The organism is Ignavibacteriota bacterium, assembly GCA_016708125.1.
Lineage (GTDB): Bacteria > Bacteroidota > Ignavibacteria > Ignavibacteriales > Melioribacteraceae.
This window is the reverse complement of sequence record JADJGF010000001.1, coordinates 2809615-2822524: the sequence shown is the minus strand read 5'-3', so window position 1 is coordinate 2822524 and position 12910 is coordinate 2809615. Positions and strand designations below refer to the sequence as shown.

At 31.0% G+C, this 12910-nt stretch carries 14 protein-coding genes; all 14 read right to left on the bottom strand.

From position 1 onward, the window contains the following. Positions 1 to 55: 55 nt before the first annotated feature. The 14 genes from gcvH to IPH62_12250 all read right to left on the bottom strand — a co-directional run bounded on the left by gcvH (position 56) and on the right by IPH62_12250 (position 12901). A complete protein-coding gene (gene gcvH / locus IPH62_12315; protein MBK7106058.1) occupies positions 56 to 436 on the bottom strand; it encodes a glycine cleavage system protein GcvH in 381 nt (126 codons plus the stop codon). A 15-nt stretch (positions 437 to 451) separates the two neighbouring features. Next, positions 452 to 1789, bottom strand: a complete 1338-nt coding sequence (gene accC, locus IPH62_12310) for an acetyl-CoA carboxylase biotin carboxylase subunit (GenBank protein MBK7106057.1) — start codon at positions 1787 to 1789, stop codon at positions 452 to 454. 18 nt (positions 1790 to 1807) lie between these two features. After that, positions 1808 to 2275: an acetyl-CoA carboxylase biotin carboxyl carrier protein gene (gene accB / locus IPH62_12305; protein MBK7106056.1), complete on the bottom strand. Its 468-nt coding sequence runs from the start codon at positions 2273 to 2275 to the stop codon at positions 1808 to 1810. Between the two features lie 8 nt (positions 2276 to 2283). Next, positions 2284 to 2850 (bottom strand): elongation factor P, encoded by a 567-nt coding sequence (gene efp / locus IPH62_12300; GenBank protein ID MBK7106055.1) that lies wholly within the window; start codon positions 2848 to 2850, stop codon positions 2284 to 2286. Between the two features lie 30 nt (positions 2851 to 2880). After that, a complete protein-coding gene (locus tag IPH62_12295; GenBank protein MBK7106054.1) occupies positions 2881 to 3564 on the bottom strand; it encodes a tetratricopeptide repeat protein in 684 nt (227 codons plus the stop codon). A gap of 56 nt (positions 3565 to 3620) precedes the next feature. Beyond that, on the bottom strand, positions 3621 to 4664 hold the full coding sequence (locus IPH62_12290; protein ID MBK7106053.1) for a CehA/McbA family metallohydrolase: 1044 nt from the start codon (positions 4662 to 4664) through the stop codon (positions 3621 to 3623). 28 nt (positions 4665 to 4692) lie between these two features. Next, the gene (locus IPH62_12285; GenBank protein MBK7106052.1) at positions 4693 to 4995 is read right to left on the bottom strand and encodes a hypothetical protein; all 303 of its coding nucleotides are present in this window, start codon (positions 4993 to 4995) and stop codon (positions 4693 to 4695) included. 8 nt (positions 4996 to 5003) lie between these two features. Beyond that, positions 5004 to 5843, bottom strand: a complete 840-nt coding sequence (locus IPH62_12280; protein MBK7106051.1) for a diaminopimelate epimerase — start codon at positions 5841 to 5843, stop codon at positions 5004 to 5006. 100 nt (positions 5844 to 5943) lie between these two features. Then, positions 5944 to 8049 carry a methyl-accepting chemotaxis protein gene (locus IPH62_12275; GenBank protein MBK7106050.1) on the bottom strand — a complete coding sequence of 702 codons (2106 nt, stop codon included), beginning with the start codon at positions 8047 to 8049 and terminating at the stop codon, positions 5944 to 5946. 27 nt (positions 8050 to 8076) lie between these two features. Beyond that, on the bottom strand, positions 8077 to 8640 hold the full coding sequence (locus IPH62_12270) for a PDC sensor domain-containing protein (protein MBK7106049.1): 564 nt from the start codon (positions 8638 to 8640) through the stop codon (positions 8077 to 8079). A 293-nt stretch (positions 8641 to 8933) separates the two neighbouring features. Further along, a complete protein-coding gene (locus tag IPH62_12265) occupies positions 8934 to 9692 on the bottom strand; it encodes an SDR family oxidoreductase (GenBank protein ID MBK7106048.1) in 759 nt (252 codons plus the stop codon). After that, positions 9692 to 10570, bottom strand: coding sequence for a UTP--glucose-1-phosphate uridylyltransferase GalU (gene galU, locus IPH62_12260; GenBank protein MBK7106047.1), 879 nt, complete (start codon positions 10568 to 10570; stop codon positions 9692 to 9694). The genes IPH62_12265 and galU overlap by 1 nt, the downstream gene beginning before the upstream one ends. Before the next feature lie 9 nt (positions 10571 to 10579). Continuing rightward, positions 10580 to 11575, bottom strand: coding sequence for a GHMP kinase (locus IPH62_12255; protein ID MBK7106046.1), 996 nt, complete (start codon positions 11573 to 11575; stop codon positions 10580 to 10582). Between the two features lie 30 nt (positions 11576 to 11605). After that, a complete protein-coding gene (locus IPH62_12250) occupies positions 11606 to 12901 on the bottom strand; it encodes an MFS transporter (GenBank protein ID MBK7106045.1) in 1296 nt (431 codons plus the stop codon). Positions 12902 to 12910 lie beyond the last annotated feature (9 nt).

Genomic DNA, 12910 nt, shown 5'->3' with positions numbered 1-12910 from the left:
ATATGTAAAATTAAAAAATGCCGGTTTTCAGAATGAATTCCGGCTTTGAGAAATATTATGCAGTAATTTGAGTTTGATAAGTAATGTTATCAAGTAGTTCATCTAAATCTGATGGAGATGTAATTTCAATTTTAATAATCCAACCTTCGCCATAAGGATCATTATTTATCAATTCCGGTTTATCTGCAAGTTTGGAATTAATTTCAATAATTTTTCCGTTACAAGGAGCAAATAAATCGCTTACAGTTTTTACGGCTTCAATTGTTCCGAAAGGTTCGCCTTTTGTAATTTCACTTAAATCTGAAGAAATATCTACAAAAACAATATCTCCTAATTCACCTTGCGCATATTCTGTGATTCCTATTTTTGCTTCATTTCCTTCAACTTTGATCCATTCATGATCTTTTGTATATTTTAAGTCTGATGGAATATTCATATTAACCTCTACTATTTATTTCGCAAAATATTTATCTATAAAAGAAGTATCATAATCAGCATTTCTAAATTTTTCGTTTTGTAAAACTTTAATGTGAAATGGAATTGTTGTTTTAATTCCGTCAACGGCAAATTCTTCAAAAGCTCTAAGAGCTCTTGAAATTGCGTGTTCTCTATCCATACCCCAAACAATTAGTTTGGCTACCAAAGAATCATAATTTGATGGAATTGTATATTGATTATAAATATGAGAATCAATTCTAACACCAAAACCACCCGGAAAATGTAAATAATTTATTTTTCCCGGAGATGGTCTGAAACCATTTTCAGGATCTTCAGCATTTATTCTAAATTCAAAACAATGTCCAATTGGCTTTTGTGGAATTTCGGTAATTTTATTTCCTGCGGCAACTAAAATTTGTTGTTTGATCAAATCTATATTATTTACCATTTCCGTAACCGGATGCTCAACTTGAATTCTTGTGTTCATTTCTATGAAATAAAAATTCTGATTTTTATCTACTAAAAATTCAATTGTTCCGGCACCTTCATAATTTACAGATTTAGCGCCAAGAATTGCAGCTTCAGCCATTTTTTGTCTTGTCTCATCAGTAATAATTGGACTCGGAGTTTCTTCTATTAATTTTTGATGTCTGCGCTGAATTGTGCAATCTCTTTCGCCGTAATGATAAACATTTCCAAATTGATCGCCCATTATTTGAATTTCAACATGATGAGGATTTTCAATAAATTTTTCTAAATAAAGTTCACCGTTATTAAAAGCTGCAAAAGCTTCATTGCTTGCAGTTTGAAAAGCTTTTGTAATTTCGTCTTCTTTCCAAACAATTCTCATTCCTTTACCGCCGCCGCCAGCAGAAGCTTTCAACATTAAAGGATAACCAATTTCTTGTGCAATTTTTTTAGCTTCTTCAACATCGGCAACAGCTCCGTCACTTCCAGGAACAACCGGAACTCCACATTTTTTCATTGTAGATTTTGCAAAAGCTTTATCACCCATTTTATTAATCATATCCGGTGAAGGACCGATAAACTTTATATTTGATTCGGCACAAATTTCAGAAAATTCTGAATTCTCTGCTAAAAATCCGTATCCCGGATGAATTGCATCTGCTCCGGTAACTTGTGCAGCAGAGATTATACTTGGAATTTTTAGGTAGCTTTCTTTGGAAGATGCGGGACCTATACAAACTGCTTCATCGGCAAAAACAACATGGAGAGAATCTTTATCAACAACTGAATAAACCGCAACTGTTGGAATTCCCAACTCTTTGCAAGTTCTAATTATTCTTAATGCAATTTCGCCTCTATTTGCAATCAGTATTTTTTTGAACAAAAAGAACTCCTAAGATTATTAACTCTTTTCTATTTTGAATAATGGCTGGTTATATTCAACCGGAGTTCCATCTTCAACTAATATCTGAATAATTTTTCCACTTAAATCACATTCAATTTCATTCATTAATTTCATAGCTTCAACAATACAAAGAACGCTTCCGGTATTAACTGTATCACCAATTTGAACATAAGGATCTGCGTCCGGAGCAGGGGATCTATAAAAAGTACCAACTATTGGGGATTTTATTATATGAAAATTTTCTTCCTTAACTTGCGGAGTTTCTATTACTGTTGTAGTTTTATTTGATTCTGAATTATTGCTCGCTAAATTTTGAAATGGAATATTTTGAGTTGTGTAAATTGGAGTACCAACGGAACCATTTTTGGAAATTTTAATTTTTAAATCACCTTCTTGAACGGATAATTCAGTGATTGCACTATTTTCAAAAACTTTTATAAGTTTTTTAATTTCATTGATATCCATTTTGCCCCTTAACTTTTAATTCTTTCCATGTATTGTCCGGTTCTAGTATCAACTTTTAGAATATCATCTTGATCAATAAAAAGTGGAACGTTGATTGTTACGCCGGTTTCTAATTTTGCTGATTTCATTGCGTTTGTTGCTGTATTTCCTCTAAAACCTGGTTCTGTTTCAACTACTTTTAATTGAACAAATAATGGAATTTCAACCGTAACAATTTGCTCTTTATCATCAAGAAGTAATTCAATTTCCTCACCTTCTTTTAAAAACTTATCGCCTCCGTCAAACAATTCTTCAGAAACATTTATTTGTTCGTAGGTATCATTATCCATAATTACTAAATCGTTGGATTCTCTAAAAAGATATTGATATTTTCTTCTTTCAACTCTAACAATTTCAACACTTTCGCCGGATCTGAAAGTATTATCTAAAACCTTTCCGTTTCGCAAATTTTTAAGAGTTGTTCTTACAAAAGCTCCGCCCTTGCCGGGTTTTACATGTTGAAATTCTGTAATTGCGTATAAATCATTTTTGAATTTAATGATTAGTCCATTTCTGAAATCTGCTGTATCTGCCATACCCTTAAATATTTTTGTTATTAAATTGAATTAAAAATTATAGAGAAATCTATCAATTTCTCTTGCTGAAGTTGTGTTTTTGTAATCATTTTTAATTTTCTCAAATAATTCTTTTGCTTTTTCAGCAGAATTTGATTTGAGATAATTTTTTCCGGCACTTAATAAATAAGTTGCTGATTGTGATTCTATTTTAACAATTTTTGATGCTTTTTCGTAATCATCGGCAGCATCTTCATAATTTCCAAGCATTTCATTACATGCTGCTTGTCCTGCTAATGAACTTGCTTTATATAAATCGCTATCACCGGAATAATCTGAATAAAATTCCATAGCCTTTTGGTAATTTCCCAAAGAGAAATAACAGTTTGCCAAATACATTTTAGCAATTTCGCCTTGTTCTGTGCTTCCGTAATTATCAACAATTGAAGTTAAACCCACTACATTTGTTCCCGGTTCTCCGTCAATTGCTTTTTGATATTGACCATTTTCATATAAAGGAATTATACTTGCAAGCTGAGTAGTTGCCTGAAGATTATCGTCTTCAACTTTGCTGTTGTACCAAAAGACCGCTAAAACAATTGCCGCAATAATGCCAACGCCAATTAATAAATATTGTTGATTTTTTTCAAAGAAGCCTTGAGTTTTATAAAAACTGGTTACAAGTTTGTCTTCTTGAATTTCTTTTTTCGATAGTTTTTTCTTTTTTCCGATCATAATTTTATTTGGATTTTTGAATGTGAATCAATTTTGAACGGGAAAAATAATAAATATTAGTTTTCAATCCTAATATGATTAGAAAAAATCCATGCGTGTTCGTTTAAGTAAACTTCAACTCTATATTGCCCGGGTTTTTGAACAATAAAATCAGCTTCAGTATTTTCAACTGTGCTAAGTGGTTTTCCGTTATTAATTAAAGTAATTTTTCCAAGTTTATTTGGAAGGATAACTTTAAGATTAACTTTCCCAGAACTTTTAATTGTATCGCCCATTTGGAAATGTTCTTTTCCCAATTTGGCATAAAATTTAAATCCTTTTGCATCACCATGGTAATCATTGGAAATAAAACATTTTCCTTCTTCAAGACTATCATAAATTATTTTTTTTGATGAATCGACGGAAATATTTTTTGCTCGCAATTTCTTTTCAGTTAAAATATGCGTTCTAATTGATTTGAATAAAACTTTATATGGAAATACTTCAACTTCCACAAATCCCAAAACATTAATTTTATGTGCATGTGCGTCAATTCCGCCAATTCCAACAACTTTTCTTTTTTTATTTAATTCATCCCATTTTTGCAAAGTCTTTTTTGATGGACCAACAATTGATTTTAACGGATGAATAAAATGGTTGTATTTATTTTGTTCAGTTAATCCTTCCATCCATTCCGACATGTGATTCCAAATTTCAATTCCGGTAAAATCTCCGGCATCCCAATCAGTCCAAGGATAAGGCGGATGTTCTTTCATGGAATTTCTTTCTTCATGCGGATGTGCAATAAATCCAATTCCGCCGGCATCTTTAACTTTTTTAACATATTCTTTTGCCGATTGTCGCGTGGAATATGTTTCCGAAATATTCATTGCCAAGTAATGATTTTTATTGAATTTATCATTCAATTCACAGCCAACCAGCAACAAAGTTTGACCATACCATTTTTCAAAGCCTTCATGTAAAGCTCTTAAAGTATTATGGTCGGTTAGAATTATAAAATCGAGCCCAACTTCATCGGCAAATTGAGCTATTTTGGCAGGATCTCCGGAACCATCGGAAAATTTTGAGTGCATATGAATTGCGCCGACATATTCATACATCTTAAAATTCTTGCTTTATTAAAAATTATTAATTTTCTACTTCAAACAAGGTTGAATATTGAGTAGATTTTTCTTTTATTAAATCCGATAATTTTGTCATCAAAATATCAACTCTTTCATTCTCAATTTCGTCAGAATCTTCCCAAGCTTGTTGAGATTTGTAAACATAAATTTCTTGAAAACTATTTTCTTTTGATTTTTGTTCAAATACAGAATAACTTTCCAAACCATCAGATTTTATAATACTTTTTAATTCACGCACAATTCCTAAATATTCTACTCTTTTTTCCGGAATTATATCATAACTAATAGAAAAAATAACTTTCCCCATGTAACTCCCTATTTTTGAAAATTGTAAGTTCCAATATAATTAATTTTTGCAGGTCCTGTTAAGGTAATTTTTTCAAATTTTTCATTTTTTTCAAATTCTACAATTAATTCATCATTGTCTTTTGTTAAAAATGTAATTGGTGAATTTATTTTGTTAATTAAATTTAAAATTATTGCAGAAGCAACCGTTCCGGTTCCGCAAGCCAAAGTTTCTTCCTCAACTCCTCTTTCAAAAGTTCTGATTTTGATAATTTTTTTTTCAATTTTAATAAAATTTACATTTGTTCCAAATGGTTTGAAAACTTCAGAATATCTAATTTTTCTTCCAAAATTGAAAACATCAAATTCATCAAAATTATCTTTCGTATAATTTTCAAAATCTTCCCAAAAAATTATTACATGCGGAGAACCGTTATCAACAAAATGAAATTTTAAATTTTTTCCTTCAAATAAAATTTGCTGATTTATTTTTATTTGCGATATTTCATTCAAATTAAATTTGAAAATTTCGGAATCAATTTTCTCTCCCGAATAAATTTTATTGTTGCATAAAAAAGTTGTTTTATTTTTTCCGATTTCAAAATTATCAATAGCAAATTTTATTGAACACCTCGCACCGTTTCCGCATAAAGAACCAAGTGATCCATTGGAATTATAATATTCTAATTCAAAATCATAATTTTCATTATTTTTGATAAATAATAATCCGTCTGCACCAATCCCTTTTCTTCTGTTGCAAATTTGTTTTATCAAATAGGAATTTGGAACAAAGTTTGGATTTTCAATTTGGTTAACCAGAATAAAATCATTTCCGGCTCCGTTCATTTTTATAAAATTTATTTTCTCCATAACAAATAAATTAACATTTTTTTTGATTGGTAGTTATAAAAAATCCCGCAATAAAATGTACGGGATTTTTTTCTAAAGTAAATTTTCTTAAATAATTTAATTATGATTCAACTAAATATCCTTTTTTATTTACGCTATGACTTTTGCCAAAACTGCTTGAATTTGAGCCGTTATCTAATTTGAATTTTCCTACCATATTTTGAAGCTGTTCAGCAAGAACATTTAAATCATTTGTAGCGTTTGCAACTTGTTGAATTCCCGCAGAAGATTCTTGAGAAACAGAATTAATTAATTCTATACTTTTACTAATTTGCTCAACCGTTGCCGATTGTTCTTCACTTGTTGTTGCAACTTGCGAAGAAATTTCCAAAACTTTATCAGATGATGTAACAATATTTTTCATTGATTTTCCGGCATTCACAACTTCAGTCATTCCCTTAGAAACTTCTTCATTTCCTTTCTGAATTGCAGAAACCGCATTATTACTATCGTGCTGAATTTTTGTAATCATTCCGGCAATTTCGTTAGTTGCAATAGTTGTTCGTTCGGCAAGTTTTTTAACTTCGTCTGCAACAACTGCAAAACCTCGTCCATGATCTCCTGCTCGCGCAGCTTCAATTGCAGCATTAAGTGCTAATAAATTAGTCTGGTCGGCAATTTCGTTTATAACTTTTATAATTTGACCAATTTGTGTACTGCTTTGTCCTAATTCAAGAATTATATCAGAAGCTTGCTTTACAACACTTTCTATTTTTGCCATACCTTTAATTGTTGATTCAATAATATTTTCACCTTCTTGAGCCAGTTCTTTAGAATCTTTTGCAGCTTCATTTGTCTTAATAACATTTCTTGTTGTTTCTGCAATTGTAGCAGCCATTTGTTCCATAGCTGTTGCAACTTCTCCGGTTTGACTGCTTTGTTCTTCTGATCCCGCAGCCATTTCTTCTGCGCTTGATGTTATTTGATTTGACGCACTTGCAGTTGCATGAATTACTTCGGAAAGCTGAACTAATAATGAATTAAAAGAATCAGCTAAACTATTTATACTATTTTTAATTAGTTGATGATCGCCTTTATATTGCCCGTTTACGCGTACGGTCATATCTCCTTCGGTCATTACTTTTAGAACTTTTGCGCCTTCTTCTATTGGAAGAATTACTGCGTCTAAAGTATCGTTTATTCCTTTTACAATTTCTTGATATCCGCCGTTAAATTTAGAACTATTTCCTCTGTTCTTGAGCTTTCCATCCAATGCGCTATTTGTTAAAAAGTCAGTTTCAATTTTAAGATTTTGCAGTGTTTCAACCGTTCTTTGTAATGCCGGACTAATTTCATCTTCTGAACTGAGATGATTAATTTCTATATTAAATTCACCGTCTGCAATTTTATACATTTTATTTGTAATTTCTTGAAGTGTGTTTGCAAACGAATCCATTGATTTGCTGAGAATACCAATTTCATCATTTGTATCAACATTAAGTCTGTGTTTTAGTTTTCCTTTTTTAAGATCGTTCATCATTTCGGAAGCATTTACAACCGGAGTTCCTATTAAATTTTTAACAACTTTACCAATTATAATTGATAATAAAATTGCAAATCCTAATCCGCTGCTTATAACAATTATTGCTAAATTATATGAGTTGTCGCTTGAGGCAATATCGGTTTCTGTTACCTTTTCTAAATTTTCTGTAAAAGTATTTATAAATTCTCTTGCCTTTTCAAATGATTCATTACCTTCTCGAAATGATAATTCAATTGCTTCAATTCTGCCTTCCGGAGTATCGGAAGTTCTTGCATCAACAATTTTTTGCGAAACTTTTATCCAATTATCTTTTGCTGCTTCAAATTTATTAATTACTTCTTCACTAATTTCATGATGTCCTAATTCTTTTACATTATTCCATCTTTCATTTACTTGAGAAATATTTTCTTCATAATCAGCTAATAAATTTTTATAAGTTTCGCTGCCCACACTTGAAAAAATCATTGTTCTTTGGGCAACCAAAGCTTGCTGCATATCTCTATCAATTTGAATTATTAGATCAATACTTGGCAAATCTCCTTCGGCAATATCTTTCAAATTTTTATGTATGGCTGACATATTATAAATTCCAACTCCGCCGATAAATAATATTAGAACAATAAAAATTGAAAATATGAGTGAAATCTTTTGATTGACTTTTAAATTTTTAATTTTTTTATACATTTCCAAACCCCAAATTGGTTTATCTATTTATTTAAATTTTCCGTAATCAATTCCAAATGTTACAACTCCAATTGTTTTGTTGTTTTCCAAAACCGGCACTGAAACTTGAATCAAATATGTTTGCGTACTCTCATCAAAAGTTACTTTCCCATAGTGAATTTTTCCGTTCCCATTATTAAAACTTTTTATAAACTTATCTTCATCACCTTGCCAATAATCGCTTGTTTTATTGGTCATTGCAACATTTGCACCTTTATTATCCATCACAAAAGCTTCAACAATAAAACTATTTTCTTTACGAAGATTTTTCAAAAATTGTGAACAATCATTATTTAAAATCTGATTCATAAAATCATCTAATCCAGAAGTTGATGTCCATTTTTTATCTAAATCTTTAATTTTATCTAAAGACAAATTTTTGGCATTTTGATCATTAATTGAAGAAATTATTTTATTTGAAGATGCCCAATTGATTAATTTAGTTTTTGTTAAATTGATTACAGATTCTGGAGTTTCTTGAGAAAAATTATGAGTAGAAAATAAAATTATAAGCAACAAAATTTCTATTAAATGAAGTTTTTTGTTTTTCATTTTCCCCCCGGAAAATACTTTTAAAAATCTTTAATTATAGGATAATATCAATCACTGAAAGTATTATCGTAAAAAAATGGTTGGAATTTAAAAATTCATTTAATTTAGTTTGGAAGGTTTCTTAAAAGGTTAGAAGAAGTTTTTACAAACTTCATCTAATTAGAATAGAGAAATTTTAAACAATACAATTACAGACTTATTCTATATTTTTATTCTTTGGAGAATATGACAATAATATTAGAAAGTAAATTTTTAAGAATAGTTTTATTTTAATAAAATTTTATTAAAGTGATTTATCTTCCCATCCAGCCGCCGTCAACAGTAACCACACTTCCGTTTAAATAATTTGATGCGTCTGAACTTAAGAAAACTATTGTTCCCATTAAATCTTCCGGCGTTCCCCATCTTCCTTGCGGAATTCTATCTAAAATAGCCTTATTTCTTACAGCATCTTCTCTTAATGCTTTTGTATTTTCAGTGGCAATATAACCCGGAGCAATAGCATTTACAGTTACTCCTTTTGAAGCCCACTCATTTGCAAACGACATTGTGATTTGTTTAATTCCACCTTTTGATGCAGCATAGCCTGGAACCGTAATTCCACCTTGGAAAGAAAGTAATGATGCAATAAATACAATCTTTCCATAACCTCTTTCTGCCATATCTCTGCCAAACTCACGAGTTAAAATAAATTGTGCGGATAAATTTATTTCAATTACTCTATCCCAATATTCATCCGGATGTTCTGAAATTGGTTTTCTCATTATTGTTCCGGCATTGTTTACAAGAATATCTATTTTTTCAAAATCATTTTTTACATTTTTGATAAATTCATAAAGTGAGTCTCGGTTTGAAAAATCACTTACATAATATTTAAAATTTCTTCCGGTTTCTTTTATCAATTTTTCTGTTTCTGCAAAATCATAGGTGTATGAAACACCTATAATATCAGCGCCTGCTTCTGCTAACGCAATTGCATACATTTGTCCAATACCTTGATTTGAACCGGTTACTAATGCAACTTTTCCATCTAATTTGAATTTATCTAAAATCATAATTTGTCTCCATTTTCCTTAGTTATTATTTCCTTTAGAAATTCCAAAAATTCTTCTCTGAATTCTTTTCTTATTAAACCAAATTCTACCGTAGTTTTTAAATAATCAAGTTTATCGCCAATATCATAGCGTTTTCCTTCGAATGTATAAGAATAAACACTACCTCTTGATAGAAATATTTTTAACGCATCCGTTAGTTGAATTTCATTATTCTTTCCGGCTTTAGTTTCTTCCAAAGCTTTAAAAATATCGGGAGTTAAAATATATCTACTTGCTACAGCTAAGTTGGATGGCGCTTCTTCAATACTTGGTTTTTCTATCATTTCATTTAATTGATAAAGTGAATCATTAATTTTTACACCGCCAACAATTCCATATCTATGAACTTTTTCTTTTGGAACTTGCTCTACACCAATTACGATTTGCTTGTATTGTTCATAAATATCAATTAATTGTTGAGTAGCTGGAATAACTGATCTTACAACCGTATCTCCCAACAAAACTGCGAATGGCTCATTACCAACATGATGTTTTGCATGATAAATTGCATCGCCTAAACCCTTTAATTCTTTTTGTCGGATATAATGAATTTTCGCCATGTCAGAAATATTCTTAATCTCATTTAGTGCTTGCACATTTTTTTCTTCGAGCGCAATTTCTAATTCAAAATTTCTATCAAAATGATCTTCAATTGCTCTTTTTCCTTTACCGGAAATAATTAAAATATCTTCAATTCCGGAATCCACAGCTTCTTGCACAACATATTGAATTGTTGGCGTATCAATAATAGGCAGCATTTCTTTTGGTTGTGCTTTGGTTGCCGGTAAAAATCTTGTACCAAGTCCCGCTGCGGGAATTACAGCTTTTTTAATCATTAAAATCTCCTAAGAAATAAATGGTTTTACTACTCTTACATTTACTTTTTTTAATTCAATAATTAATTTATGTAACATTTCATCGTTTGAATAAGTACCAATTATTGAACCGCCTGAGCCCGCAAATTTTGCAGATGCCCCGCATTTACGGGCAATTTCAACCATCTCAAAATTTTCTTCACTTATATTCATAATTTTTGTACGAAGGTCGAAATTTCTGTTAATTAATTCTGAAAGAAGTTTAAAATCCTTTTTTATAATTGCATCTTTACCTTCAGCAGCGCAATTTGCAATTTCATTAAGTGTATCAATAACAAGTTTATCACCTCGCTTGTATCGACTTGCAATATCGTTTAACACTACACCGGAAATCTTTCCTAACGAATCCTTATAAGCTAAATAAACTTTCGGTAAATTTTCAATAGGTAATTGCTCGTATTTTCCATGATTATTTTTATCAACAAAATCTTTCTCAAAATCCATATATACTAAACCTTCATAAACTTGAATTACTCTATCTTGAAGTCCGGCATTAATGTTTAGTTCTTTAATTTCAGCAGAAAGAATAAGTGTGGGAAGAATTTCTTTGCTAATTTCTACTTCAAAAAATTTAAGCAAAGCTTTCATTGTAGCAGTAATTATTGCACTTGAGCCGGCTAAACCAACTTGTCTTGGAATTGAAGAATTATATCTTACGGAAAAATTTTTGTTCTTAATTTTAATTTCATTTTCTCTGCAATAATCAAAGAAGGCTTTTATACTTGCTTTTATTAGTCTATCTCCGCCGTAATATCCATGAAGTTTAATTCTATCAACAAGATCATAGATATTTTTAAATACATTTTTATCTTGATCAAGAATCTCAATAATTAATTCTGGGGATTCATATAAAGAAATATGCGCACCAAAATTTTTAATAATTAGCGATATTGTTTTCCCAAAATATCCATCTGAAGGATTTCCGAGTAAACCGGCTCTTGCATATGCTCTTGATTCAATTATCAATTTTAACTCAAGAATATATTTAATGAAATTTTATTCAATTACAGCCGGTTCAAGTCTTGGAACCAACAAATGCATTATTAGTAAAGCAATTAGATAAATAACTGCGGCAATGGCAAACATAATTTCGTAACTTCCGGTATTTTGTTTTAACCATCCGGCGCCTAAATTCATTATGAAACCGCCCATTGCACCGGCAAAGCCTCCGATACCAACAACAGAACCCACTGCTTTTCTCGGGAACATATCTGAAGTAGTTGTAAAAATATTAGCAGAAAATCCTTGATGTGCTGCGGCTGCAATACCAATTAGAATTACAGCAATCCATTTATCTTCAACATAAGGTGACGCAGCAACTGGTAAAATTAATAAAGCGCAAATCAACATTGCAATTTTTCTTGCGGCATTCACAGTCCAATTTTTCTTTAGTAAAAATGAGCTTAACCATCCTCCGCCGACTGATCCAAAATCAGCAAGAACATATACAATAATCATTGGTATTCCGATTGTTTTTAAATCAACTCCAAATCTATCATTCATAAAAAGCGGAAACCAAAATAAATAAAACCACCATATTGCATCCGTTAAAAATTTTACTATTGAAAACGCCCATGTTTGCTTAAATTGCAATAATCTTGACCATGATATTTTTACTGCCGGATCAGGTGGATCACTTTCAATATGCGCTAATTCTGCTTGTGAAACTTTAGGATGTTCTGATGGTTTTTTATAAACAGGCCACCAAAAAATAATCCAAACTAAACCAGCTAAACCGGTAACAATAAAAGCTGATTGCCATCCCCAATTTAATGCCAACCACGGAACCACCAATGGAGCAATTACGGCCCCAACATTTGTTCCGGCATTAAATATTCCGGTTGCTAAAGCCCTCTCTTTTCTGGGAAACCATTCTGCAACAGTTTTAATTGCCGCCGGGAAATTCCCCGATTCGCCAATCCCCAAAGCAAATCGTGCTATACCAAAACCAAAAGTTGATTTAACTAATGCATGTGCTGCGGCTGCTAATGACCAAACTGTTAAATACAAAGTATAACCTAATTTTGATCCAACTTTATCTATAAACCAACCGGCAAAAAGAAAACCAATTGCGTAGGCTAATGTAAATGCAGCACTAATGTATCCATATTCTTGATCGGTCCAACCAATTTCAGATCTAAGCGTTGGTGCTAAAACACCCAAAACTGCTCTATCTACATAATTAATTGTTGTGGCAAAAAATATTAAAGCAACAATGAACCATCTGTAATTACCTATTTTCTTTTTTTGTTCAACTTCTGTTTTTGGTAATTCTATTTTTGTTCCAAGCATTGTTCTTCC